A 24,132-nucleotide genomic window follows, 5' to 3' on the forward strand; every position below is an offset into this window, starting at 1 on the left:
ACTGGACGCATGACCTTCGAGACCCTGCGGGCACTCGCCGACCGCGCCGCACTGTTCACCGCCCTGCGCCAGGACCAGCTGATGACCGCGACCGACGCACTCGGCGAGCACCGCTGGGACGTCGACCTGGCTGCCGGCACCTTCACGTTCGCGGCGACCGCGCAGCCCGACCGCACCTTGACGGCGACTCCGCACCTGCTCGCCTCGATCGCCCCGGGTCCGCGATCGCTGATGTGGTCCTGGGCCATGCCGCAGGGCGACCGCTCCGGAGTCACCGAGAAGCTCCGCGCGTACGGAGCCGAGCACGGCATCCCCGAGCTGACGCAGGGCGAGGTGGCATTCCCGGCCGACACCGGCGACGACATCCAGGCGTGGGTGGCCGACCTGGCTCACGTGATCGCGGGAGCGGCCGTGGAGATCACGGGGCTCTCGCCGTACTACTCGGCTCCGGCCGGTGGCGCCCGCGCCGTGCTGCTGCTGGACGTCCCGATCGAGCCGCTCACGGTCGCCGCTGCGGTCGCGGCGCTCCCCCGCATCCTCTCCGGCCTCACGCTCGCCGACCCGCGCGCATCGGTGTGGGACCTCGGCCGCCTCGCGGGATGGCGGCTGGAGTGGGCGGATGAGACGTTCTCGGCCGCGACGCTGACGGATGCCACCGGCTCGGCGACCTTCCGCTTCGACGAGTACGCGCGCATCACGGGCATCGAGGGCTCGCTGGGCGGCACCGCGCCGACCTCCTGATCCGGCCGCCCGGTCGCCCTCAGCGACCGAGGCGCTGCCTGGCCGTGCGGCTCCCCGCCCCGAGGGGCACGCGCGTGGTCGCGGCCGCGAGCCCGAACGGCGGCATGTCGTTGTACACGACCTCGAGGTCGGCGAACGGCACCTGATAGGTCTCGTGCCAGACACCGACGTCACCGGACCCCTGCGACCTGCGGACGAACTCGCGCCACGCGGCCAGGTGCGGTGCGTCGCGGTCCGACGCGAAGCGCTGCAGATGCTCCGGGCTCTCCCAGTACGACAGCAGCACGGTGGTGCGCCCGAGCCACTGATGGAAGCCGAGCAGCCCGGCATCCGGATGCTGCATCAGATGCTTCAGCATCGGCGCCATCCGCGAGGCGGTGCGCATCACGCTGCCGACGCGCCACCAGCGATTCGCCCGCATGCCGATCAGGAACACCGTGATGTCCGTGCGGTCGGATGCCGCCGTGAAGCGCCCCGGTTCCACCTGAGCGGTCATGATCTCTCCCCGTCGAAGGTTGTGTAACGTTGTTATGAAACGACGTTACGCTACGATCGTGACCATGGCAAGACCCACCGTCCACGACGACGACCTGCGCACGCGCCTGCTGGAGACCACCGCCGAGATCATCGACCGCGACGGCGCCGACCGCGTCGCTCTGCGCGAGGTCGCACGCGCGGCGGGAACGTCGACGTCAGCGGTCTACACCCTTTTCGGCGGCAAGAGCGAGCTGCTCGCCGCCGTCATCGAGCACGCGTTCCGCTCCTTCGGCGACGCGCAGCTCGCCGCGGAGCCGCACGGGATCCGGGCGCTCGGCGAGGCGTATCGCGCCTGGGCACTCGCCCATCCCGCGCTGTTCCGGCTGATGTTCGGCGATCGGATGCCCGCGGAGCACGCAGCGGTCGAGGCCGTGGCCCTGCAGTCGCTCACCCCGCTCGTGCGCACCGTCTCCGGAATCCGGCCCGGCGCCGCCGAAGCCGCGCAGCGCGACGCCGTGATCATCTGGTCGCAGGTGCACGGCGCCGTGGCGCTCGAGCTCGCGCAGGCCGCTCCCCCCGGCGTGGACTGGGATGCGGTCTACGCCGGACTGCTCGATGTCGTGGAGCGCTCGCTCGCATAGTCCCGCCACGCCGCGAGACCCCCAGACAGCGTCGAGACCCCCAGTTGCAGGCGTCTGCAGCTGGGGGTCTCGGCGGGAAGCGGGGGTGTCGGCGGACCTGGATCAGGCCAGGGTGCGTTCGGCGGCCTCTACCACGTTCGTCATGAGCAGCGCCACCGTCATCGGACCGACGCCGCCGGGGTTCGGCGAGATGAAGCCGGCGACCTCGGCGACGTCCGGGTGCACGTCGCCGTAGACCTTCGACTTGCCGGTCTCGGCATCCGTCTCCCTCGTGACGCCCACGTCGAGCACCGCAGCACCGGGCTTCACGTCGGATGCCCTGATCAGGTGCTTCACGCCGGCACCGGCGACGATCACGTCGGCCTCGCGCAGGTACGGCGTCATGTCCGGCGTACCGGTGTGCACCTGCGTGACCGTGGCGTTGATCTCGCGACGCGTCAGCAGCAGCCCCATCGGACGGCCGATGGTGACACCGCGCCCGACGACCACCACGTGCTTGCCGCTCAGGTCGTAGTCGTTGCGCAGCAGCAGTTCGATCACACCACGCGGGGTGCACGGCAGCGGCGTGTGGATCGGGCCGTTGACGTTCAGCACCAGCCGGCCGAGATTGGTCGGGTGCAGTCCGTCGGCATCCTTGGCCGGGTCGATCCGTTCCAGGATCGCGTCGGTGTCGAGGTGCTTCGGGAGCGGCAGCTGCACGATGTAGCCGTGGCAGGCGGGGTCGGCGTTGAGCTCGTCGATCAGCGCCTCGACCTGCTCCTGAGTGGCATCGGCGGGCAGCTCGCGCTGGATCGAGTTCATCCCGATCGCCTCGGACTGCTTGTGCTTCATGCCGACGTACAGCTGGGATGCCGGATCGGCACCCACCAGGACCGTGGCGATGCCCGGGACGACGCCGCGTTCGCGCAGCGCGGCCACGCGCTCGGTGAGCTCGGCCTTGATCGCCGCCGCAGCGGTCTTGCCGTCGAGGACCTTCGCGGTCACTGCTGCAGGCCCGGGTACAGCGGGAAGGCCGTGGCGAGGGCGTCCACGCGCGTGCGCAGCGCCTCGATGTCGGCACCGGGCTGCAGCGCGAGGGCGATGATGTCGGCCACCTCGGTGAACTCGGCGTCGCCGAAGCCGCGGGTCGCCAGCGCCGGCGTGCCGATGCGCAGACCCGAGGTCACCATCGGCGGACGCGGGTCGTTCGGGACGGCGTTGCGGTTCACGGTGATGTGGATCTCGTGCAGCAGATCCTCGGCCTGCTTGCCGTCGATCTCGGCGTCGCGCAGGTCGACGAGCACCAGGTGCACGTCGGTGCCCCCGGAGCGCACGGCGATGCCGGCGTCCTTGACGTCCTGCTGGGTGAGGCGCTCGGCGATGATCGCGGCGCCGCGCAGTACGCGCTCCTGACGCTCCTTGAACTCGGGGGTCACGGCGAGCTTGAACGCGGTCGCCTTGGCGGCGATCACGTGCATCAGCGGGCCGCCCTGCTGGCCCGGGAACACGGCCGAGTTGATCTTCTTGGCGATGTCGGCGTCGTTGGTCAGGATGAAGCCCGAGCGCGGACCGCCGATGGTCTTGTGCACGGTCGACGAGACGACGTGGGCGTGGGGCACCGGGTTGGGGTGCAGCCCGGCGGCCACGAGGCCGGCGAAGTGCGCCATGTCGACCCAGAGCAGGGCGCCCACCTCGTCGGCGATCGCACGGAACGCGGCGAAGTCGAGGGTGCGCGGGTAGGCGGACCAGCCGGCGATGATCACCTTCGGCTTGTGCTCGAGGGCGAGCGCGCGCACCTCGTCCATGTCGATGGTGGAGGTCTCGGGGTTCACGCCGTACGCGACGATGTTGTACAGACGGCCGGAGAAGTTGATCTTCATGCCGTGCGTGAGGTGGCCGCCCTGGTCGAGGGAGAGACCGAGCAGCGTGTCGCCGGGGCGCGCGATGGCGTGCAGCACGGCGGCGTTCGCGGAGGCGCCGGAGTGCGGCTGCACGTTCGCGAACTCGGAGCCGAACAGCGCCTTGGCACGGGCGATCGCCAGCTCCTCGGCGACGTCGACCTCTTCGCAGCCGCCGTAGTAGCGACGACCCGGGTAGCCCTCGGCGTACTTGTTGGTCAGCACCGAGCCCTGGGACTGCAGCACGGAGACGGGCACGAAGTTCTCGGAGGCGATCATCTCGAGGTACGTGCGCTGGCGGTTCAGCTCGCGCTCGAGCACCTCGGCGATCTCGGGGTCGACCTCGGCGAGCGGGGCGTCGAAGTAGCGGTCGGTCATGGCGGTCTCCTGTTCACACGGGGTAAGGGGTGTGTTCCTCATCGGCCCAGGCGCGCGGTCGAATCCTCAGAGCCGCTCCCCGGTGGTGACCCACCCAGACGCCAGTCGCGACGCAAGAAAGCTTAGCGGATGGCGATGTCCGCGGCCCACGGTCCTCGCCCGTGTGACGGTCGGCGCGCTAGGTTTTGTTCATGGTCCTTCCTGATCTCCTCCCGCTGGTCCCGGCACCGGTCTCCGTCGTCATCGGCGAGGGGCGGATGCCGTTGGCGGATCCCCTGCGCATCATCGGCGACGACGCCACGGCCGATCAGCTCGCATCCGCGATCCGCGCCCGCACCGGCATCCTCCCGGTGCGAGTCGACGAGGAGCCGCGTCCCGGCGACATCGTGGTGCGGATCGATCCGGATGCCGCGGCCGAGACGTATGCGCTGACGGTCGGCGAGATCGTCGAGCTGACCGGCTCCGCGAGCGGGCTGCTGCAAGGCATCCGCACCCTGATGCAGCTGCTGGCGGACGACGGGGACGGCCGGTGGGCCTGGCGCCGCGCGACCATCGCCGACGCCCCGCGCTTCGCGTACCGCGGCGTCATGCTCGACGTCGCCCGGCACTTCTTCCCGGTCGAGGAGGTCGAGAGGGTGATCGACCGGATCGCCGAGCTGAAGTTCAACCACCTGCACCTGCACCTCAGCGACGACCAGGGCTGGCGCATCCACATCGACTCCTGGCCGCTGCTCTCGCAGCTCTCCTCCACGGCGAGCGCGACCGGGGACGGTCGGCTCGCCGGCGGCGGCTGCTACAGCAAGGACGACTACCGCACGATCGTGTCGTACGCGGCGTCCCGCGGCATCACGGTCGTCCCCGAGATCGACATGCCCGGCCACACCCATGCCATCGGAATCGCCTATCCCGAACTCGTCGAGGCGCCGGTCATGAACGAGCATCTGCTCGACGACGCGAAGCGACTGGGCCACGCCCTCCCCGAGGCGGGCGTGCCCTACACCGGCTGGGGGGTCGGCCATTCCAGTCTGCGCATCCACGAGGAGCGCACCTACGACTTCGTCCGTGACGTGCTCGCCGAGCTGGCCGAGCTCACGCCCGGCCCGTATCTGCACATCGGCGGAGACGAGTCGCTGGGCACCTCCCCCGCGGACTTCGCGTACTTCATCGAGCGCGCGACCGGGATCGTGCAGGAACTCGGCAAGACGCCCGTCGCCTGGCACGAGGCCGGCGCCGCCGAGATCGCCCGTGGCACGGTGGGCCAGTACTGGGGCCTGCTCGCGCCGGACCCCTCCCACGCCGAGCACACCGCGCATTTCGTGGAGCGCGGCGGGCGCGTGATCCTCTCCCCGTCGGACGCCGCTTACCTCGACATGAAGTACGACTACGACTTCCCGCTCGGGCTCGCATGGGCGGGGACCGTGGACCTGCACCGCGCCTACGATTGGCAGCCGGCCGCGCTTCTCGACATCCCCGCGGATGCCGTCGCCGGCATCGAGGCCCCGCTGTGGACCGAGACGGTGGAGAGCCTCGACGAGGCCGATCAGCTGATGTTCCCGCGCATCGCGGCCATCGCCGAGATCGCCTGGAGCACCTCCGATCGCACTCGCGACTGGAACGACTTCCGCGAGAGACTGGCAGCGCAGGCGCCGGCCTGGCGCGCCGACGGCATCCGATTCCACCCCGTGCCCGAGATCGACTGGAGCGACCGATGACCCCGACCACAGACTTCCGCGGCTCGCGCGTGATCCACTCCGCGCGGATCGTCGACGGCGACGGCAGCACCACCGAGAACGGCTGGGTGCGGTTCGAGGACGGCCTGGTCGTCGCACGCGGCACGGGCGCGGACTGGACGGACGCCGACGACGTGATCGACGCGAGCGCGGTCGCCGGAGCGGATGCGATCCTCACCCCAGGCTTCATCGACATCCACGGACACGGCGGAGCGGGCGCCGCCTACGACGACGGCGCGGACGCCATCCGCACCGGGCGCGACATGCACCGGACCCACGGCACCACGCGCGCCGTCATCTCGCTGGTCACGGCATCCATCGACGACCTCGCGCGCCAGGTGTCGGTCATCGCCGATCTCACCGAGTCGGACCCCGAGATCCTCGGCAGCCACCTGGAGGGCCCGTTCCTGGACCCAGGGCATCAGGGGGCGCACGAGCCGTCACTGCTGCGCGCACCGGAGCCCGCCGACGTCGCCCGCCTGCTGGAGGCCGGGTGCGGGACGGTGCGCCAGGTGACCCTCGCCCCCGAGCTTCCTGGCGGGCTCGACGCGGTGCGCCAGATCGTGGCATCCGGCGCCGCCGTCGCCGTCGGTCACACGGACGCGGATGCCGAGATCGCGCGCCAGGCGTTCGAGGCGGGTGCCACGATCCTCACGCACGCCTTCAACGCCATGAACGGCATCCACCACCGCGCGCCGGGACCGATCCTCGTCGCGGCGGCCGACCACCGGGTCGTCCTGGAGGGCATCGCCGACAACTTCCACCTCGACCCGCACGTGATCAAGCTGCTGTTCGACGCCGCGCCGGGCAGGGTGGCGCTGATCACCGATGCGATGGCCGCGGCGGGCAGCGCCGACGGACACTACGACCTGGGCGCGGTCAAGGTCACCGTGAAGGACGGCATGGCGCGCGCCGACGACACCGGCTCGATCGCCGGCTCCACCCTCACGCAGGACGTCGCGCTGCGGCGCGCGGTCGAGGCGGGCGTACCCCTCGGCGAGGCCGTGCGCGCGCTGACCGCGACTCCGGCCGGCGCCGTCGGATTCGGCGGTTCGCTCGGCAGGCTGCAGCCAGGTCATGCGGCGGATGCCGTGCTGCTGGACGGCGGCTTCACGGTCCGCGGAGTGTGGGTCGGGGCCGCGGCGTCCCGCTGACCCGCGACGGGCGATCCGCCCCGCGGTGCCCGCCGCACGGCCCGGCTGGCCGCCGAGAAGCGCCCGGACATGCGGGAGGCCGCTGCCTTTTCCCCAGTGCAGCGGCCTCACCTCCCCCGAGCCGACCGGCCGGAATCTCCTCCCCCGAGGATTCCGAGCCGGTCTCGACCCGGCGCGATACCCCGTGCGCCGATGTCACCTGACACCCCGCCCCCCGGTGGCGTGTCAGGCATGCTCTACGAGAAGAGATGCAACCGGCCACGGTTCATTACGCGATTTCCAGAAGTTTTTTCGCGGATCTTCGTGGGAGCGCTCTCCACAGGATTCGGACGGGGGTGGCCTCAGGAACGTTTTCGGGTCAGAATGGAGAAGACGCGTGATGAAATCCCCTCCCACGCGTCTCTTCTTGTGAAGGCGCCTCAGCTGGGTATGAGAGCGTTCCCAGGAACAAGACGAAGGAAGACGTGGAAGACCAGAGTCCAGCAAGGTCAGCAGCGGCTGACGCCGACCTCGTGCTGCGCACCCGTTCGGGTGACGCCGAGGCGTTCGGCGAACTCTGGCGACGTCATTACCGATCCGGGATGACGGTCGCCCGCTCGGTCACCTCCTCGATCGACCCCGACGATCTGGTGCAGGAGTCGTACTCCCGCATCTACCAGGCCATCCTCAAGGGCGGCGGCCCCAACGGGTCGTTCCGCGCATACCTCTTCACGAGCATCCGCAACACCGCCGCCGCATGGGGCCGGGCACGCCGCGAGACGGCGATCGACGAGCTCGAGACGGTTGCCGATCCTGCCAGCACCGACAGCGCCGCGAACGAGGAGCTGGACCGCGGGCTGACCGCGCAGGCGTTCCGCTCGCTCCCCTCGCGGTGGCAGGAGGTGCTCTGGTACTCCGAGATCGAGCAGATGAAGCCGGCCGCGATCGGCGCGCTGCTCGGAATGAGCGCCGGCGCCGTGTCGCAGCTGACGTTCCGCGCTCGCGAGGGTCTGCGAGAGGCCTGGATCCAGGCGCACCTGCGCAGCGTCGGCGAGGGCTCCGACTGCCAGTGGACCATCGAGCATCTCGGCGCCTACTCGCGCGGCAACCTGGGCGCCCGCGCCCAGCAGCGCATCGACGATCACCTCGAGGGCTGCGCCCGCTGCATGATCGTCGCAGCCGAGGCGAAGGACGTGTCCAGCCGTCTCGCACTCGTCCTGCTCCCACTCGTCCTGGGAGTCACCGGAGCATCCGCCTATCTCGCCGCCCTGCAGGGCGGCGGAACGCCGCTCGTCGCCCTGGCCGCCATGCCGTCGAGCGTCGTCGAGGGCGCGGTCGTCGTCGGCACCACGGGCGGCGGGGTCGCCGCGGGCAGCGCAGTCACCTCGGGTGCCGCCGGATCCGGCAGCGCCGGGGGATCCGGTGCGTCCAGCGCCTCCGGCTCGATGCCGGGCATCGGCGCGCTGGTGGGCGCAGGCTCGGCCGCGCTCGTCATCGCGGGAGTGGTCGCCGCCGCGGCGGTGGTGCCCGGGATGCTCAGCGGAGCACCCGCCACCTCCCAGCCCAGCGCCTCCGAGTCCGAGCCCTCGTCGATCTCCTCCGAGGTCGTGCCCGACTCGACGATGTCCGCCGACACCCCGATGGTGATCGACGTTGAGGAGCAGCCCCCGGCTCCCAAGGACGACGCCGAGGTCAAGGCCGACGCCCAGCCTCCCGCGCCTCCGCAGCACGCGGACGTCACGGAGCCCGCCATCGCGAAGCCGACGCCGACGCCGACTCCTGGCCCGGGTGACGGCACCGCTCCGGTCGATCCGGGAGACGGCGGAACGGACCCGGTGGACCCGGGCACCGAGGAGCCCGGTGGCACCCCGACGCCGCCGGAGGGTGCGCCGACGCTTGGCGAGGCGACCTTCACGGCGAACATCCCCGAACGCACCGTCTACTACTCCGTTCCGGTGTCCGGCGTGGCCGGCCAGACCGTGCGGACCGTGCTGGGCGATGACACGCAGTTGCTGACCCTCTCGGACGACGGCGGCGCAGAACTGCGTCTTCAGCCGACGTGGAGCGAGCTGTGCGCGGACGCATCCCTGTCCTACGCCTACGTCGACGGAGCTCTCGAGGGCGAGGTGAGCCTGATCAAGCTCTCGGAGCTCGGCACCTTCCGGCCTCCGTCCGGCCTGTGCGCGCTCACGGCGGGCGCCCCCGCCGGCTCCGAGGATCCGGCCGCGCCCGACGCCCCGGCCACGGCGGCTCCGACGCCGCCCGCCGAATAGACTTGAGGGCATGTCGCAGGATCCCGTCGTCGTCCCCGGCGTGAGCCGCCGCCCCCTCACCGCACTGGACCTCATCCGCGTGGCCGTGCTGCTGGCCGCGCTCGTCACCTTCGCGCTGTGGGGCTTCGGTTCGTGGCCCCTGCCCTGGAACATCGTGGTCGGCATCGGCGCTCCCGTCGTCACGCTCCTGGTGTGGGCTCTGTTCCTGTCGCCCCGGGCGGTGCTCCACCTGCATCCGTTCCTCCGTGCCCTGGTCGAGCTCCTCATCTACGTCGCCGTGACGCTCGCGTGGTGGTCGCTGGGCCACGCCTGGATGGGGCTCGCCTTCGCGGTCGTCGCCGTCACCGCGGGTGTGATCGCCGGACGCCGAACCCTGGCATGAGCGTCCTCGAGCTGCTGCGGCAGGACCTCGGCGACATCGTCGACACCTCCGACGATTCCCTCGAGCAGGCGCGCGCGGACCGCAGCGGCCACCGCTCCCCCGGACGGCCGCTCGCCGTCGTCCGCGCCCGCACGGTCGACGACGTCCAGCGCACCCTGCGCATCGCGTCGGCGACCGCCACGCCCGTGGTCGTGCGCGGCGCGGGCACCGGCCTCGCCGGCGCCGCGAACGCCGGGCCCGGCCAGATCGTGCTGTCCACTGCGGAGATGGACCGCATCATCGAGGTGCGCCCCGACGACCTGCTCGCGGTCGTCGAGCCGGGCATCCTCAACGCGACGCTGAACGCGCAGCTCGCGGAGCACGACGTGTGGTGGGCGCCGGATCCCGCCAGCCGCGAGATCTCGACCGTGGGCGGCAACATCGCCACGGGCGCCGGCGGGCTGCTCTGCGCGAAGTACGGCGTCGTCCGCGACGCGGTGCTGGGCGTGGACCTCGTGCTGGCCGACGGGCGGCTCCTGCGCCTCGGCCACCGCACGGTGAAGGGCGTCACCGGCCTGGACCTCACCTCGCTGGTGATCGGCTCGGAGGGTCGGCTCGGCGTGATCGTCGGCGCGACTCTCAAGCTGCGCCGGCTCGTGGAGGGCGGCACCTGCACGATCACCGCGACCTTCGACTCGGTCCGTGACGCCGCCGCTGCATCGGCCGCGGTCACCGCCTCCGGTGCGCAGCCGGCGATCATGGAGCTCATGGACGCCCGCATGCTCGCGGCCGTGCACGCTCTTCTGGGTCTGCCCGTCTCCGACGCCGGCACCGCGCAGCTCACCATCCAGACCGACGGGCCGGCCGCCCGCGAGGAGGCCGCGCGCATCGTGGCGGTGCTCCGAGCCGCCGGCGGCGCGGTGGTGGAGACCAATGACCCCGTGGAGGGAGAGCGCCTGCTCGCCATCCGCCGCTCCACGCACCCGGCGCTGGCCGCACTCGGCACCACGCTCATCGAGGACGTCGCCGTGCCGCGCAGCGCGATGCCCGCGATGTTCGACGAGATCGCCCGCATCGAGCAGGAGTACGGCGTCGTGATACCGACCGTCGCGCACGCCGGCGACGGCAACCTGCATCCGAACTTCATCTTCGACGGCGACGAGGTCCCCGATCACATCTGGGAGGCCGCCGGTGAGCTGTTCCGGGCCGCGATCCGCCTCGGCGGCACGCTGACCGGGGAGCACGGGATCGGGATGCTCAAGAGCCGCTGGCTGGCCGAGGAGCTGGGCGAGGACCAGTGGCGGATCCAGCGCGACATCATGCGCGTCTTCGATCCGCAGGGGATCCTGAACCCAGGGAAGGTGTTCTCCGATGCCTGACATCCGCGTCAGCGCCGCCGTGATCGTCGACCGCGCGGGTCGCGTGCTCGTGGTCCGCAAACAGGGCACCACGCGCTTCATGCAGCCGGGTGGCAAGCCCGAGCCCGGCGAGTCCGCAGCGCAGACGCTGATCCGCGAACTCGACGAGGAGCTCTCGCTGCACGTCGAGGAGTCCGACCTCGAACCGCTGGGCACCTTCGTCTCGGCGGCGGCCAACGAACCGGGTCACCGCGTGATCGCGGATGCCTTCGCGATGCGCGCGGAGCCCGAGGACGTCGTCGTGCAGGCCGAGCTCGCCGAGCTGCGCTGGCTGGAGCCGGGTGACCGCACGAGCGTGCCGCTGGCACCGCTCAGCGAGGAGCACCTGCTCGCGTTCGCCTGGCGCTGACACCGGGCAGGCTCATCCCGAGTACGGGCGCACCCGGACGCCCGGCCCGCCGCCTCGCGGCGAGCCGAGCGCGCAGGGATCAGAGTCCCTGCCAGGCCGGCTTGTTCGCGTAGGTGTAGCGGTAGTAGTCGGCCAGCTGCAGCTTCGACGCGGCCGCCTCGTCGACCACCACGGTCACGTGCGGGTGCAGCTGGATGGCGGATGCCGGAATCATGGCGCTGACCGGCCCCTCGAGCGCGGCGGCCACCGCATCCGCCTTGCCCTCGCCGAACGCGAGCAGCACGAGGTGACGCGCGCGCAGGATCGTCCCGAGCCCCTGCGTGATGCAGTGCTGCGGCACGTCGTGGATCGAGTCGAAGAAGCGCGCGTTGTCCTGCCGGGTCTGCTCGGTGAGCGTCTTGATGCGGGTGGTGGACGCGAAGGACGAGCCCGGCTCGTTGAAGCCGATGTGACCGTCGGTGCCGATGCCGAGGATCTGCAGGTCCACGCCGCCCGCGGCGACGATGGCGGCGTCGTAGTCGTCGCCCGCGTGCTCGATCGTCTCGACGGCCCCGTTGGGGACGTGGATCAGCTCGGGGTCGAGGCCGAGCGGCTCGATGACCTCACGGGTGATGACCGAGCGGTAGCTCTCCGGATGCGCGGGATCGATGCCGACGTACTCGTCCAGGGCGAAGCCGCGCACGTGGGACACGTCATGCCCCGCGAGCCGCTCGCGCAGTGCCTGGTAGACCGGCAGCGGAGTCGACCCGGTGGCCAGTCCCAGCACGGGCTCGGCGACGGTGTCGATGAGGTGCACGATCTCGTCGGCGACCAGCGCTCCGGCGGCCTCCTTGCTCGCGGTGATGACGACTTCAGCCATGAGTGACTGTCTCCTTGTCTCGGACGTCGGTACCCGCGGATGCGGATCCCAGCAGGGCGGCGCCGATGGCCGCCACCGGCGAGTCCGCCGGAAGCATCTCGATTCTCTCATCGAGCCGCAGTGACCGCAGGAACGGCGACGCCGCCGCCTCCTCCTGCAGAGTCGCACGGATGCCCGGGCCGATGCGGTCGGCGAGTGCGCTGAGGCCGCCGCCGATGACGACGGTCTCCACATCGGCGGTGAGCACCAGGGCGCGCACGGCGGCCGCGGCACCGCGCTGCAGATCGAGCCGGAGGGCGGATGCCGTGGCGTCCCCGGCATCCGCGGCGTCCAGGATGTCCTTGACGGGGAGGTCTCCGCCCCTCTCCCAGGCCCGCGCCAGGGCGCCGCCGCCGCACAGCGTCTCGATGCAGCCGCGCTGCCCGCATCCGCACACCCGTCCGCGCGGGTCGACCACGAGATGCCCGACCTCGCCGGCGGTCCCCCGCGCGCCGCGCCAGATGCGCCCGTCGATCACGATTCCCGCGGCGACACCGGTGCCGAGGTTCAGATAGGCCATCGGGCGGGTGTCGCCGCGCAGCGCGGCCGCCCCCAGCGCGGCCGCCTTCACGTCGTTCTCGACCTGGCTGGGCACACCGGTCGCCTCGCGCACACGGCTCGCCACGTCCAGTTCCTCGACGCCGAGGTTCACTGCGTGCAGCACGCGTCCGCGCTCGGCATCCACCAGTCCGGGGATCCCGACGCCGATCGAGCTCACCGTCCGGCCCGCGGGCAGCTGCGCCCGCAGGGCGCTGACAGCATGCAGGATGCCGTCGATGACGGCGTTCCCGCCCCATCCGGTCGGGATGCGCACGTTCCCGAGGGCGACGCCGTCGGCGTCCAGCGCGATCCCGGCGATCTTCGTGCCGCCCACGTCCAGGCCGATGCGCACGGCCGCGCTCACGAAACGCCCAGCTGGGCGGCGAGCACCGTGACGGCCGCGCCGCGGACCACGATGTCGTTCTGGTCGCTGAGGCGGATGGGCACGTCGGCGAACACGCCCTCCAGCGTGCGGTCGTGCAGCGCACGGGTCGCGGCGTCCAGGAAGACGCCGTCGAACAGGTCGGCGGGGCCGGCGATGACCACCTCGGCCAGGTCGAGCGCCGCCACGATCAGTGCGATCGCCATGCCCAGGCGGGTACCCGCGTCGGCCAGGATCTCGCCGCGGCGCTCCGGTGCGGCGGCGGTCTCCGCGAGCAGGCGGGGGACGTTCACCCACGCCTCCAGGCATCCGATCCGCCCGCACGAGCACAGCGGGCCGCCGTCGGTGCCGACCACGACGTGTCCGATCTCGCCCGCCGCGAAGCGGGCACCGACCAGCGGACGCCCGCCGGTGATCACTCCCGCGCCGACGCCGCGGTCGATGCGGATGAGCATGAGGTCGGAGCGCGCGTCGCCGAACGTGTACTCCGCGAGGATGGCGGCGTTCGCGTCGTTGCCGACCATGACCGGCAGACCGAGGTCCTCGGTGAGCCGCCGCTCGAGCGGGAAGTCCTGCCAGGCGAGGTTCGACGCGTTGATGATCAGTCCGTCCGAGCGCACGACGCCGGGGCTCCCGATGCCGACGCCGAGCACGGGCTGGGTCGCGGACGCCGTGAGCCGCCGCGCCAGGTCCAGCACCGCCTGGTAGGTGTGCTCCGCGTCGGGTTCCTCGGGAAGCGGCGTCGAATGGCCGACGAGCGTGCGGCCGCCGAGATCGAGCACGGCACCGGTGAACTCGGATGCGCCGGACAGATCGATGCCGATGACCTGGTGACCCTCACGATCGATGTCGATCTCGATCGGGGGCTTCCCCGGGCCCGCCGCCTCGCGGACGCCGATCTCGTGGATGATGCCGTCGGCGATGGACTCCGCGACCAGATCGGAGATCGTCACCCGGGTCAACCCCGTCTCACGGGCCAGATCCGCTCGGCTCATCGCGCCGCGGTGGTACAGCGTCTGCAGCACCAGGGAGCGGTTGTGCGCGCGCGCCTGCTCTGGCAGCACCTTGGCCGAGCTGCGCAGGCGTCGTCCCGCGCCGAAGGCGACGAGCTCCTCACCGAGCGCGACCCGCTGTCCGTGTGACGATTCCATGTTTGTTAGTACACCTTACGAACATGGTCGAGCGCAAGAGGCGGCGGTACGCAGCGCGCAGGTTACCGAAACGTTACTGCAGATGTCCACTTGCGGCCCCGACCGCCACACCGCGGCCAGCGTCGGTCCCGTACCATGAAGAGTCAGTCACGTCTATCCAAATGGGGGGTGAGTCCGTGACCGATCTGATCTCCGGACCCGATACGGGCGCGATCCCGCAGGCCGCACCGACCGAAGTGCTGCCTCCCGTCGACGGTGAGCCGCCGATGGAATGGGCGCCCACCGAGCCCGCCCGCAAGAAGCGCCGCCTGGGCCTGTGGCTGGGTCTCGGCGCGGGAGCCCTTCTGCTCGCCGCCGCCGGCGCCTCCCTGATCCTCATCGCTCCCGGCACCACGATCGCCGGCGTCCCCGTCGGCGGCATGACCCCCGGCATGGCCGCCGAGGCCGTGAGCAACCGCGTCGCCGCGACCGAGATCGAGCTGACCGGCGCCGGAGACGGAACCACGCTGACGGGCAGCGACCTCGGAGCGAGCGTCGACGCCAAGGCGCTCGCCGACCAGGCGTTCGCCGACCGGCCCCTGTGGAACATCAGCACCTGGATGGGCAAGGCGATCGCCCCCGAGGTGAAGCTCGACCCGCAGGCCGCCGACCACGCGCTGCGCGCCGCCGTCCCGGCCAGCTACGTCGATCCGGTCGACTCCAGCGTGTCCTTCGATGCGGCGTCCGCCGCGTACACGGTCACTCCCTCCAAGAGCGGCACCGGCATCTCCGTGCCCGACCTGGCGGCCGCGTTCACCGCGGCATCCGCCAAGGGCAGCACGTCGTTCTCGTTCTCCGGCGACGCGACCGAGGTCGCCCCCGCCGTCGACGAGAAGACGGCCACGGCGACCGCCGAGAAGCTCAACGGGATGCTGGCCACGATCGGCTTCTACGTCGGCGACGAGCGCACCGTGCCCATCGCACCCGACGTCGCGGCGAGCTGGCTCAAGATCGACGACGTCGACGGCAAGCTGAAGATCACCGCCGACCAGTCGGCCATCCAGACGGCCGTCGCCGGACTTCCCGCCCTCGTGAACCGCGCGCCCGTGAACGCGACGAACATCGTCGATTCCAAGGGCAAGGTGCTCAGCGCCCTCACCGCCGGTCAGGACGGCCGCACGCTCGGAGACACCGCGGGCATCGCGTCCGCCTTCGCCACGCAGCTGGGCGACGGCAAGGCGAACTTCGCACTGCCGGTGAACGCGACGCCGTTCGAGACGACCACCGTCTTCCGCCGCCTCGAGGTCGACATCAGCGAGCAGAAGACCTACCTGTACGAGAACGAGAAGCTCGTCCAGACGTGGAAGATCTCCTCCGGCCTGCCCGGCACGCCGACCCCGCTGGGGCACTTCACGGTGTTCGCGCACACCGCCAAGCAGGACATGGGCTGCTTCGAGGGCGCCGTGTACTGCACCAAGGACGTGCCGTGGAACACCTGGTTCGCCCCGAACATCGCCTTCCACGGCGCCTACTGGCACAACAACTTCGGCAACCGCATGAGCCACGGCTGCGTGAACATGCCGCCGAGCATCGCCAAGCAGGTCTACGACATGACCCCGAAGGGCCTCGAGGTCTGGGTTCATGCCTGAGCTGATCTGAATCGGAGACGGGGAGCGGATGCCATCGGCATCCGCTCCCCTCTTGTCTCCGGTCCACCGGATCTCCGCGTCCGCAGACGCAGAACGGGCGGATGCTCGTGCAGCATCCGCCCGTTCTGAAGGCCTGATCAGACCAGCGCGTCGATGACGGCGTTGAGCGTGGCCGAGGGACGCATGACCGCTGCGACCTTGGCGACGTCGGGGCGGTAGTAGCCGCCGATGTCGGCGTGCTTGCCCTGCACGGCGTTCAGCTCGTCGACGATCTTCTGCTCGTTCTCGGCCAGCGTCGCCGCGACGGGCGCGAACGCAGCCGCCAGCTCGGCGTCCTTCGTCTGCTTCGCCAGCTCCTGCGCCCAGTACAGGCCCAGGTAGAAGTGGCTGCCGCGGTTGTCGATGGTGCCCAGCGCACGCCCCGGCGAGCGATCCTGCTCGAGGAAGGTACCGGTCGCGGCATCCAGGGTCTCGGCCAGCACGCGGGCCTTCTCGTTGCCCGTGCGGTCCGCGAAGTGCTCGAGCGACGCCGCCAGCGCGAAGAACTCGCCCAGCGAGTCCCAGCGCAGGTAGTCCTCCTCGACCAGCTGCTGCACGTGCTTCGGCGCGGAGCCGCCCGCACCGGTCTCGAACAGGCCGCCGCCGGCGAGCAGCGGGACGATGCTCAGCATCTTCGCCGACGTGCCGACCTCGAGGATCGGGAACAGGTCGGTCAGGTAGTCGCGCAGCACGTTGCCGGTGACCGAGATCGTGTCCTCGCCCTTGCGCAGGCGCGCCAGCGTGTAGCGCGTGGCGTCCTCCGGGGCGAGGATCGTGATCGTCAGGCCCTTGGTGTCGAGGGTCGCGAGACCCTGGTGCACCTTGGCGATGATCTGCGCGTCGTGCGAGCGGTTGGCGTCGAGCCAGAACACCGCGGGGGCACCGGTGGCGCGGGCGCGGGTCACGGCGAGCTTGACCCAGTCCATCACGGGGATGTGCTTGGTCTGCGTGGCGCGCCAGATGTCGCCGGCGCCGACCTCGTGCGAGATCAGCACGGTGCCGTCGCTGTCGAGGATCTGCACGACGCCCGCCGAGGCGATCTCGAAGGTCTTGTCGTGGCTGCCGTACTCCTCGGCGGCCTGGGCCATCAGACCCACGTTCGGCACGGTGCCGATCGTGGCGGGGTCCAGCGGGCCGTTCGCGATGACGTCGTCGATCACGGCCTGGTACACGCCCGCGTACGAGGAGTCCGGGATGACCGCGATGGTGTCGGCCTCGCCGCCGTCCTTGCCCCACAGCTTGCCGCCGTTGCGGACCAGGGCGGGCATGGAGGCGTCGACGATCACGTCGCTCGGGACGTGGAGGTTGGTGATGCCCTTGTCGGAGTTCACGTACGACAGACGCGGCCCCTCGGCGATGGCCTTGTCGAACGCCGCGGCGATCTCGTCGCCGCCCGCGATGTCGGCGAGACCCGAGAGGATCGATCCGAGGCCGTTGTTGGCGCTCAGACCGGCCTCGGCGAGCTTGTCGCCGTACTGCGCGAACACGTCCTTGAAGAACGCCTTCACGACGTGACCGAAGATGATCGGGTCGCTGACCTTCATCATGGTGGCCTTCAGGTGCACCGAATACAGCACGTCGTCGGCCTTGGCCTGCTCGAGCGTCTCCGCGAGGAAGGCGTCCAGGTCGGCGGCGGAGAGGAACGTCGCGTCGATGATCTCGCGCGGCAGGACCTTCAGCCCCTCCTTGAGCACGGTGATGGTGCCGTCTGCGGCGATGTGCTGGAAGCTGAGCACGTCGTCGTGGGCCGCGACCCAGGAGCGCTCGTTGTGCTTGAAGTCGTCGTGGCCCATGGTCGCGACGCGCGTCTTGGAGCCCTCCGCGAACGGCTTGTTGCGATGCGGGTGCTTCTTGGCGTAGTTCTTCACGGCCAGGGGCGCGCGGCGGTCGCTGTTGCCCTCGCGGAGCACGGGGTTGACCGCCGAGCCCTTGATCCTGTCGTAGCGGGCGCGGACGTCGCGCTCTTCAAGGGACTGGGGCTCGTCCGGGTAGTCCGGGACGTCGAAGCCCTTCTCCTGCAGCTCGGCGATGGCCGCCTTCAGCTGCGGGATGGACGCCGAGATGTTCGGCAGCTTGATGATGTTGGCCTCGGGGAGCGTGGCCAGACCGCCCAGCTCGGCGAGGGCGTCGCCCACCTGCTGCTCGGGGGTGAGCTTCTGCGGGAAGGCGGCGAGGATGCGGCCGGCGAGCGAGATGTCGCGGGTCTCCACCTCGATGCCGGCCTGACCGGTGTAGGCCTTGATGATCGGCAGGAAGGACGCGGTCGCCAGAGCCGGCGCCTCGTCCGTGTAGGTGTAGATGATGGCGTCGTCGGTCACCGGATCTCCGTTCGCGAGGGCAGATTTTATCTCGATACCAAGATACCCGAGTCCGCTTCCCGGCACCCCTTCAGGGTTCCGACACCGGGGCCGCGGTTTCCGCGACAGAAGCCCGCGGAGGGGCTAGCCTGGGTTCCATGTCGGAACTGCGTGTGGTCGAACTGTCCGCGGCGACGATCGTCGCCGTCAACAACCTGTCCCTCAAGCCCGGCCAGGAGCAGTTCCTGGCACCGGTCTCCTACGGGATCGCCGCCACCGTGGTGAACCCCCAGACCTCCTGGCAGCGCGTGGTGCTCGACGGAGACGAGGTGGTGGGCTTCGTCAGCGCGAGCTTCGACGCGGATGCCCCCGAGGAGCACTTCCGCAGCGTGCTGTGGCGCATCAACGTGGACGCCGACGACCAGGGTCGCGGTGTCGGGCGCTTCGCCGTCAAGACTCTGATCGACGAGGCCCGCAAGCGCGGCGTCGATCACGTGAACGTGATCTACGAGGCCGGTGAGGGCGGCCCCGAGGCGTTCTTCCGCCGCGTGGGCTTCGAGCCGGTCGGCGAGACCGAGTACTCCGAGGTCATCGCGCAGATCCGCGTCACGGACTGAACCGGCGGCGGGGCCTCGGATCCCCTCCCCCACCGAGACCCCGTCGCCGCTCCCCTTGAGAGCGCTCCCGCACGGCATCCGCTCCGCCGCGCTTCGGTGCCTCGCACCCGTCATTTCTGAAGGACGTCTCCACCTCTGAAGGACGTCAGGGCCGCAGGCATCCTTCAGAAGCGCGAACCTCCTTCAGAACGACACCGAGCAGACAGCGGCCAGGGCCGGGCTCAGCGGTCGCGCCGACGCCGAGCGGTCCAGTCGCCGAGCAGGTCGGTGGTGCGGTTCAGCATCTCGGTCGACTTCTCCGCGAACCCGCGGGCCGCATCCCAGAGCGCATCCGGCAGGTCGGGCTGCACCTTCTCTCCGCGCGCGGAGCGCTCGGCGACGTCGAAGGCGCGCTCCAGATCGTCGACGGCGCGACGGTAGTCGGAGAAGTCGGATGCTGTGATGCGCGCGCCCTCGGACGTCGGCCGCCGATCGCGCGCCCGTTCGACGGCGGCGAGGAAGGCGGCCGTGTGCGGCTGACGTCCGTCGCTCATCGCGGGGTACGCCAGCGCCAGACCGGGATCCGTCTCGTAGGCCATCCACCGGGCGAGCACAGCGTCGTGGCGAGCGCGCAGCCGGTCCAGGGGAAGATCCGCCGCCGAGGCCAGCGACGAGCGCTCGGCCGAGACGCGTGCGCGCGCGGCGCGTACGCGGGCCATCGCGGCCTTCGACGCCAGCTGCGCCTCGCGCAGCGCGCGGCGAGCGGATGCCACGGCCACGGCATCCGTGCGCGAAGCCGCGCGATCGGCGGCGATACGAGCCGCTTCCGCCCGGGCGACGCGCGCGGACACGGCGGCGTCCCTGGCGTCCTGCTGCGCCTGTCGCAGCTCGAGCCGGGCCGCGTCGTACCCGAGTCGCTTGCCGTTCACCGTCTGCCGCCTCCGCACCGTCGCGAACCCGATCGCCCCTGCGCCGGCTGCAGCGGTCGGCGCGATCCACCACAGCTCGGCCGCCGCAGCCCAGATCGGATCCACTCCTTCAACCTAACAGCCCGCCCGGCCGCGCCGAAGGGCGGGACGGACGGGCTGTCGGGGAGGCATGTCAGACCAGAGTCTCCTGCCAGGCGGCGTGCAGCTGGGCGAACTTGCCGGTGCCCGCGATCAGGGCATCCGGGGTGTCGTCCTCGATGATCTTCCCGTGCTCCATCACCAGCACGCGATCGGCGATCGCGACGGTCGACAGGCGGTGCGCGATGATGATCGCCGTCCTGTCCGCCAGCAGCGTCTGCAGGGCGTCCTGGATGAGCCGCTCCGACGGGATGTCCAGCGATGCGGTGGCCTCGTCGAGGATCAGCACCGCCGGATCGGCGAGGAACGCGCGCGCGAACGAGATCAGCTGCCGCTGCCCCGCCGAGACGCGCCCACCGCGCTTGTTCACGTCGGTGTCGTAGCCGTCCGGCAGCGAGGTGATGAACTCGTCCGCACCCACGGCGCGGGCCGCCGCACGGATCTCGTCCAACGTCGCGTCCGGCTTGCCGAGGGCGATGTTGTCCGCCACGGTCCCGCTGAACAGGTACGCCTCCTGCGTGACCATGACGATCGCACGGCGCAGGTCCTTGGGATGCAGCATCCGCAGGTCGACGCCGTCCAGCGTGACCTCGCCCTCGCTCGGATCGTAGAACCGCGACACGAGCTTGGCGAGCGTCGACTTCCCCGCTCCCGTCGTGCCCACCAGTGCGATGGTCTGCCCCGCGGGGATGTCGAGCGAGAAGCTCGGCAGGATGGTCTTGTCGCCGTTGTACCCGAAGGTCACGTCGTCGAAGCGGATCGCGCCCCGCGCCTCCCACAGGTCGATCGGCTTCTGCGGGTCCGGGACGGTCGGCACCTCCTCGAGCACGCCCGACACCTTCTCCAGCGCCGCCGTGGCGGACTGGTAGGAGTTCAGGAACATCGCGATCTCCTGCATGGGCGCGAAGAAGTTGCGCACGTACAGCACGGTCGCCAGCAGCACGCCGACGCCGAGGGCGCCGTCGGCGACGCGGATGCCGCCCCACAGCACCACCAGGGTGATCGTCAGCGCCGAGACCGCCATCAGTCCGGGCTCGAAGGTGCCGAACAGCACCATGGAGCGCCGGTTGATGTCGCGGTAGTCGCCCGCCACCTTGCGGAAGGCGACGTCGTTGCGCGGCTCCTTGCGGAACGACTTGACCGCGCGGATGCCGGTCATCGTCTCCACGAACTGCACGATCACCTTGGCGCTGATCACCCGCGACTCGCGGTACACGAGCTGCGAACGGCGGTAGAACCAGCGCATCAGCAGCACCAGGGGAACACCCGCCAGCAGCAGCACGACGCCGGCCTGCCAGTCGGCGATCACCAGCGCGATGAAGGTGAAGATGCCGAACAGCACGCCCGAGACGAGGTTGTTCAGCCCGCCGTCCAGCAGCTCGCGGATCGAGTCCAGATCGCTGGTCTGCCGGGAGATGATCCGGCCCGACGTGTACGACTCGTGGAACTCCAGGCTCAGTCGCTGCGTGTGCAGGAAGATGCGCTTGCGCAGGTCGAGAAGCACGGCCTGCGTGATGCGGGCCGCGAGCACGACGTAGAAGCCGATCAGCGCGGAACCGGCGATGCCGGCGAACAGGTACACCGCGGTGACCATGATCGCGGGCATCCAGTCCGCGTTCTTCAGCAGCTGCGGCAGCGCGGAGTCGAGCGCGATGCCGATCAGGATCGGCCCCGCGACCTGCAGCGCGGTCGAGACGACCAGCACGATCGCGGCGACCACGATGCGCAGGCGCAGCGGGCGGATCAGCGAGCCGAGCAGGCGCAGCGAGCGCTGCCGGATGGCACGGCTCTCCTCCTTCGTCAGGTCCGAGCGGTCCTCGTCCCGGGTTCCCGTGATGGTCATGCCTGCACCTCCTCTTCGGTGGCGGATGCTTCGTCCGCGGGCACCGCGGTCTCGTCGTCGCCGGATGCCGTGGCGGACGCGCGGTGCGCCTCTGCGACGGCCTCGGTGATGATCGGGATGGTCCCGGTGCGCGCGGCCTCCTCAGCCTCCAGGCTCGAGATCACGTGGCGGTAGTGCGCGCTCGTGCGCAGCAGGTCGGAGTGCTTCCCGACCGCCGTGATCCGGCCCTTCTCGAGCAGCGCGACCCTGTCCGCGAGCGCGACGGTCGACGGACGGTGCGCGACGATCAGCGCCGTGGTCTCAGCCAGGACGTGCCGCAGGGCCTCCTCGACGAGAGCCTCGGTGTCGACGTCGAGCGCCGACAGCGGGTCGTCGAGGACGAGGACCTTGGGCGCGGCGGCGACGGCACGGGCCAGCGCCAGACGCTGTCGCTGACCGCCGGAGAGGCTCAGCCCCTCCTCGCCGATGATCGTCTCGAGCCCGTCGGGCAGCGAGTCCGCGAACCCGGCCTGCGCCACGTCGAGCGCCTCGCGCAGCACGCGGTCGGCCTCCTCGCTGTGCAGGTCGAGGTCGGCTCGGCCCAGCAGCACGTTCTCGCGGACGGATGCCGAGAACAGCGTGGCGTCCTCGAAGGCCATCGCGATGTGCCGACGCAGCTCGGCCAGCTCGAAGTCGCGGATGTCCACGCCGTCGAGCGTGACCCGGCCGCCTGTCACGTCGTACAGACGCGCGGGCAGCGTGGTGAGCGTGGTCTTGCCGGACCCGGTCAGGCCCACCAGGGCCATGGTCTCGCCCGGCTCGAGCACCAGATCGATGCCGTCGAGCAGGTCGCGCTCGGACGGGCCTGCATCCTGGTACCGGAAGCGGGCGCCTTCGAAGGCGAGTGCGCCGCGCGGCTCCGCCAGGTGCACCGGCTTCTCGGGGTCGGTGATGGTGTTGGTCTCGCGGTAGATGTCGAACACGCGGTCCGTCGCCGTCCGAGCGTCGAGCATGAACGAGAACAGGAAGCCGATCGATTCGATCGGCCAGCGCAGCACGGTGGCCATCGCGAAGAACGCGAACAGCTCGGCGACGTTGATGGCTCCGGTCGAGATCAGCCAGATGCCGGTGATCAGGCTCAGGCCGAACGCGAGCTGCGGCATGAGGTCGAGCCAGAACCAGATCTGGCCGACTGCGCGGGCCTTGCCCAGCTCGGTCTCGCGCAGCGTCTCGGCCTGTCGGCTGAACCGGGTCAGCGCGTGCTTGCCCCGGCCGAAGGCCTTCAGCACGCGGATGCCGTGGACGCTCTCCTCCACGCTGGTGGCGAGGTCACCGGCCTGGTCCTGACTGCGTCGCGCGAGCGTGCCGTAGCGCTTCTCGAACAGATAGCCGGCGACCCACAGCGGGATGCCCGTGGCGATGAAGATCGCTCCGAGCATCCAGTGCCAGCGGAACAGCAGCAGCGCGCCGATGATGATCGTCAGGATGTTGACGACCAGCAGGATCAGGCCGAACGCGATCCAGCGGCGGATCAGGCTGAGGTCCTGCATCATGCGGCTGAGCAGCTGTCCGGACTGCCAGCGGTCGTGGAAGGCGACCGGCAGGTTCTGCAGACGCGAGTACAGCTCGGCCCGCATCCGGTACTCCACCTCGGTGGCGGGGGTGAGCACGAACCAGCGGCGCAGCCACACCATGGCGGCCTCGCCGAGTGCGAGGGCGAGCACGCCGAAGGCGCCGGCGACGATCAGCCCGATCACACCGCCGTTCAGGTGCGCGCCGGAGACGTCGCCCAGGCCCTTGACGATCTGCTCGAGCACGATCGGGATCATCAGGGCGATGACGGCGGCGGCGAGCGCGCTGGCCGCACCGCCGATGAGGCGACCGAAGATCGGCCGGATGAACGGTTTCAGTCGCCAGAGTGCGGCGAACGTTGACAGGGACGACGAAGAAGAGTTGGCAGACATGGCTCTCGGTTGCGTAGCGATCAGGTGACGAAGACAGGGGGCCGGATGCTCGGCATCCGGTGTGGCGGGCGGGCGGTGCTGCTCCGTATCGGAGGGCCGCCGGCCGCGTTCAGTCGCGCAGGCGGGGTGCGCGCGAGCCGAGGGCGATGAACGTCGTGACAGTCGTCGTTTCCATGGTGTCCTCCTCAGGCTCGGCTTCGTCGGACCGATCGGCGCGACAGCCTTCGAGCCTATGCCCGTGTCCCTGCTGAAGGCAAGAGGAAATCCCTTTCCGAGGCTTCCGACGCTCCCGTCTCGGCGCGCTCATCGAGCCCGACCAAAGCAGGCACCGGCATTCGGTCATTCCGACAGACGCCAGGCGGCGGCCGGG

20 protein-coding genes and 1 riboswitch are annotated in these 24,132 nt (G+C 70.7%); of the genes, 10 read left to right on the forward strand and 10 right to left on the reverse strand.

The window, feature by feature from the left end; genetic code table 11:
• The first annotated feature begins 9 nt into the window (after positions 1-9).
• Positions 10-741: a DUF6882 domain-containing protein gene (locus tag ACTJJ4_RS06515; RefSeq protein WP_440942521.1), complete on the forward strand. Its 732-nt coding sequence runs from the start codon at positions 10-12 to the stop codon at positions 739-741.
• A gap of 19 nt (positions 742-760) precedes the next feature.
• On the opposite strand, the gene ACTJJ4_RS06520 is transcribed toward ACTJJ4_RS06515, so the two are convergent.
• Positions 761-1,237 carry a DUF4188 domain-containing protein gene (locus tag ACTJJ4_RS06520; RefSeq protein ID WP_440942522.1) on the reverse strand — a complete coding sequence of 159 codons (477 nt, stop codon included), beginning with the start codon at positions 1,235-1,237 and terminating at the stop codon, positions 761-763.
• 64 nt (positions 1,238-1,301) lie between these two features.
• Between ACTJJ4_RS06520 and ACTJJ4_RS06525 the strand changes: the two genes are divergently transcribed.
• The gene (locus ACTJJ4_RS06525; protein ID WP_440942523.1) at positions 1,302-1,859 is read left to right on the forward strand and encodes a TetR/AcrR family transcriptional regulator; all 558 of its coding nucleotides are present in this window, start codon (positions 1,302-1,304) and stop codon (positions 1,857-1,859) included.
• Positions 1,860-1,961: 102 nt separating this feature from the next.
• On the opposite strand, the gene ACTJJ4_RS06530 is transcribed toward ACTJJ4_RS06525, so the two are convergent.
• Both ACTJJ4_RS06530 and glyA read right to left on the reverse strand, forming a co-directional pair.
• Positions 1,962-2,843 (reverse strand): bifunctional methylenetetrahydrofolate dehydrogenase/methenyltetrahydrofolate cyclohydrolase, encoded by an 882-nt coding sequence (locus tag ACTJJ4_RS06530; RefSeq protein WP_440942524.1) that lies wholly within the window; start codon positions 2,841-2,843, stop codon positions 1,962-1,964.
• Complete coding sequence (gene glyA / locus ACTJJ4_RS06535; RefSeq protein ID WP_440942525.1) at positions 2,840-4,114, reverse strand: serine hydroxymethyltransferase; 1,275 nt, start codon at positions 4,112-4,114, stop codon at positions 2,840-2,842. The genes ACTJJ4_RS06530 and glyA overlap by 4 nt, the downstream gene beginning before the upstream one ends.
• Positions 4,115-4,151: 37 nt before the next feature.
• A riboswitch (ZMP/ZTP riboswitch) is annotated at positions 4,152-4,233 on the reverse strand.
• A gap of 72 nt (positions 4,234-4,305) precedes the next feature.
• Between glyA and ACTJJ4_RS06540 the strand changes: the two genes are divergently transcribed.
• The 6 genes from ACTJJ4_RS06540 to ACTJJ4_RS06565 all read left to right on the forward strand — a co-directional run bounded on the left by ACTJJ4_RS06540 (position 4,306) and on the right by ACTJJ4_RS06565 (position 11,378).
• Positions 4,306-5,826 carry a family 20 glycosylhydrolase gene (locus tag ACTJJ4_RS06540; RefSeq protein WP_440942526.1) on the forward strand — a complete coding sequence of 507 codons (1,521 nt, stop codon included), beginning with the start codon at positions 4,306-4,308 and terminating at the stop codon, positions 5,824-5,826.
• Entirely contained in the window at positions 5,823-6,998 is a 1,176-nt protein-coding gene (locus ACTJJ4_RS06545; RefSeq protein ID WP_440942527.1) for an N-acetylglucosamine-6-phosphate deacetylase, read from the forward strand. The genes ACTJJ4_RS06540 and ACTJJ4_RS06545 overlap by 4 nt, the downstream gene beginning before the upstream one ends.
• Positions 6,999-7,510: 512 nt before the next feature.
• Positions 7,511-9,250 carry a sigma-70 family RNA polymerase sigma factor gene (locus tag ACTJJ4_RS06550; RefSeq protein ID WP_440942833.1) on the forward strand — a complete coding sequence of 580 codons (1,740 nt, stop codon included), beginning with the start codon at positions 7,511-7,513 and terminating at the stop codon, positions 9,248-9,250.
• Between the two features lie 10 nt (positions 9,251-9,260).
• Positions 9,261-9,632 (forward strand): YrdB family protein, encoded by a 372-nt coding sequence (locus ACTJJ4_RS06555; RefSeq protein ID WP_440942528.1) that lies wholly within the window; start codon positions 9,261-9,263, stop codon positions 9,630-9,632.
• A complete protein-coding gene (locus ACTJJ4_RS06560) occupies positions 9,629-10,990 on the forward strand; it encodes an FAD-binding oxidoreductase (RefSeq protein ID WP_440942529.1) in 1,362 nt (453 codons plus the stop codon). Before ACTJJ4_RS06555 ends, ACTJJ4_RS06560 begins: the two co-directional genes overlap by 4 nt.
• Complete coding sequence (locus tag ACTJJ4_RS06565; protein WP_440942530.1) at positions 10,983-11,378, forward strand: NUDIX hydrolase; 396 nt, start codon at positions 10,983-10,985, stop codon at positions 11,376-11,378. The genes ACTJJ4_RS06560 and ACTJJ4_RS06565 overlap by 8 nt, the downstream gene beginning before the upstream one ends.
• A 79-nt stretch (positions 11,379-11,457) precedes the next feature.
• Here ACTJJ4_RS06565 and nagB read toward each other — a convergent pair whose 3' ends face one another.
• Genes nagB through ACTJJ4_RS06580 form a run of 3 tightly spaced genes read right to left on the reverse strand, consistent with a single transcriptional unit; the run spans position 11,458 to position 14,349 of the window.
• On the reverse strand, positions 11,458-12,237 hold the full coding sequence (gene nagB / locus ACTJJ4_RS06570) for a glucosamine-6-phosphate deaminase (protein WP_292700678.1): 780 nt from the start codon (positions 12,235-12,237) through the stop codon (positions 11,458-11,460).
• Positions 12,230-13,180 carry an ROK family protein gene (locus ACTJJ4_RS06575; RefSeq protein WP_440942531.1) on the reverse strand — a complete coding sequence of 317 codons (951 nt, stop codon included), beginning with the start codon at positions 13,178-13,180 and terminating at the stop codon, positions 12,230-12,232. Before ACTJJ4_RS06575 ends, nagB begins: the two co-directional genes overlap by 8 nt.
• A complete protein-coding gene (locus ACTJJ4_RS06580; RefSeq protein WP_440942532.1) occupies positions 13,177-14,349 on the reverse strand; it encodes an ROK family transcriptional regulator in 1,173 nt (390 codons plus the stop codon). The genes ACTJJ4_RS06575 and ACTJJ4_RS06580 overlap by 4 nt, the downstream gene beginning before the upstream one ends.
• A gap of 176 nt (positions 14,350-14,525) precedes the next feature.
• Here ACTJJ4_RS06580 and ACTJJ4_RS06585 point away from each other — a divergent pair, with 176 nt between their 5' ends.
• Positions 14,526-15,977, forward strand: coding sequence for a L,D-transpeptidase (locus ACTJJ4_RS06585; RefSeq protein WP_440942533.1), 1,452 nt, complete (start codon positions 14,526-14,528; stop codon positions 15,975-15,977).
• 137 nt (positions 15,978-16,114) lie between these two features.
• Here the strand turns inward: ACTJJ4_RS06585 and ACTJJ4_RS06590 are convergent, their stop codons facing one another.
• Positions 16,115-18,334, reverse strand: a complete 2,220-nt coding sequence (locus ACTJJ4_RS06590; protein WP_440942534.1) for an NADP-dependent isocitrate dehydrogenase — start codon at positions 18,332-18,334, stop codon at positions 16,115-16,117.
• Positions 18,335-18,471: 137 nt separating this feature from the next.
• Here ACTJJ4_RS06590 and ACTJJ4_RS06595 point away from each other — a divergent pair, with 137 nt between their 5' ends.
• Positions 18,472-18,930 carry a GNAT family N-acetyltransferase gene (locus ACTJJ4_RS06595; protein ID WP_292700664.1) on the forward strand — a complete coding sequence of 153 codons (459 nt, stop codon included), beginning with the start codon at positions 18,472-18,474 and terminating at the stop codon, positions 18,928-18,930.
• Between the two features lie 221 nt (positions 18,931-19,151).
• Here the strand turns inward: ACTJJ4_RS06595 and ACTJJ4_RS06600 are convergent, their stop codons facing one another.
• The 3 genes from ACTJJ4_RS06600 to ACTJJ4_RS06610 form a co-directional block, all read right to left on the reverse strand.
• Positions 19,152-19,943, reverse strand: a complete 792-nt coding sequence (locus tag ACTJJ4_RS06600; RefSeq protein ID WP_440942535.1) for a hypothetical protein — start codon at positions 19,941-19,943, stop codon at positions 19,152-19,154.
• 67 nt (positions 19,944-20,010) lie between these two features.
• The gene (locus ACTJJ4_RS06605) at positions 20,011-21,819 is read right to left on the reverse strand and encodes an ABC transporter ATP-binding protein (protein WP_440942536.1); all 1,809 of its coding nucleotides are present in this window, start codon (positions 21,817-21,819) and stop codon (positions 20,011-20,013) included.
• Entirely contained in the window at positions 21,816-23,762 is a 1,947-nt protein-coding gene (locus tag ACTJJ4_RS06610) for an ABC transporter ATP-binding protein (protein WP_440942537.1), read from the reverse strand. The genes ACTJJ4_RS06605 and ACTJJ4_RS06610 overlap by 4 nt, the downstream gene beginning before the upstream one ends.
• Between the last annotated feature and the right edge of the window lie 370 nt (positions 23,763-24,132).

It is taken from the genome of Microbacterium sp. 22195 (assembly GCF_052056515.1).
In the GTDB taxonomy this organism is placed as follows: Bacteria; Actinomycetota; Actinomycetes; order Actinomycetales; family Microbacteriaceae; genus Microbacterium.

What these genes read in the sequence shown, in the direction of transcription:
- ACTJJ4_RS06515 (WP_440942521.1), top strand. Translation starts at nt 10, where the DNA reads ATGACCTTCGAGACCCTGCGGGCACTCGCCGACCGCGCCGCACTGTTC.
- ACTJJ4_RS06520 (WP_440942522.1), bottom strand. Translation starts at nt 1,237, where the DNA reads ATGACCGCTCAGGTGGAACCGGGGCGCTTCACGGCGGCATCCGACCGC.
- ACTJJ4_RS06525 (WP_440942523.1), top strand. Translation starts at nt 1,302, where the DNA reads ATGGCAAGACCCACCGTCCACGACGACGACCTGCGCACGCGCCTGCTG.
- glyA (WP_440942525.1), bottom strand. Translation starts at nt 4,114, where the DNA reads ATGACCGACCGCTACTTCGACGCCCCGCTCGCCGAGGTCGACCCCGAG.
- ACTJJ4_RS06540 (WP_440942526.1), top strand. Translation starts at nt 4,306, where the DNA reads ATGGTCCTTCCTGATCTCCTCCCGCTGGTCCCGGCACCGGTCTCCGTC.
- ACTJJ4_RS06545 (WP_440942527.1), top strand. Translation starts at nt 5,823, where the DNA reads ATGACCCCGACCACAGACTTCCGCGGCTCGCGCGTGATCCACTCCGCG.
- ACTJJ4_RS06555 (WP_440942528.1), top strand. Translation starts at nt 9,261, where the DNA reads ATGTCGCAGGATCCCGTCGTCGTCCCCGGCGTGAGCCGCCGCCCCCTC.
- ACTJJ4_RS06560 (WP_440942529.1), top strand. Translation starts at nt 9,629, where the DNA reads ATGAGCGTCCTCGAGCTGCTGCGGCAGGACCTCGGCGACATCGTCGAC.
- ACTJJ4_RS06565 (WP_440942530.1), top strand. Translation starts at nt 10,983, where the DNA reads ATGCCTGACATCCGCGTCAGCGCCGCCGTGATCGTCGACCGCGCGGGT.
- nagB (WP_292700678.1), bottom strand. Translation starts at nt 12,237, where the DNA reads ATGGCTGAAGTCGTCATCACCGCGAGCAAGGAGGCCGCCGGAGCGCTG.
- ACTJJ4_RS06580 (WP_440942532.1), bottom strand. Translation starts at nt 14,349, where the DNA reads ATGGAATCGTCACACGGACAGCGGGTCGCGCTCGGTGAGGAGCTCGTC.
- ACTJJ4_RS06595 (WP_292700664.1), top strand. Translation starts at nt 18,472, where the DNA reads ATGTCGGAACTGCGTGTGGTCGAACTGTCCGCGGCGACGATCGTCGCC.
- ACTJJ4_RS06605 (WP_440942536.1), bottom strand. Translation starts at nt 21,819, where the DNA reads ATGACCATCACGGGAACCCGGGACGAGGACCGCTCGGACCTGACGAAG.
- ACTJJ4_RS06610 (WP_440942537.1), bottom strand. Translation starts at nt 23,762, where the DNA reads ATGTCTGCCAACTCTTCTTCGTCGTCCCTGTCAACGTTCGCCGCACTC.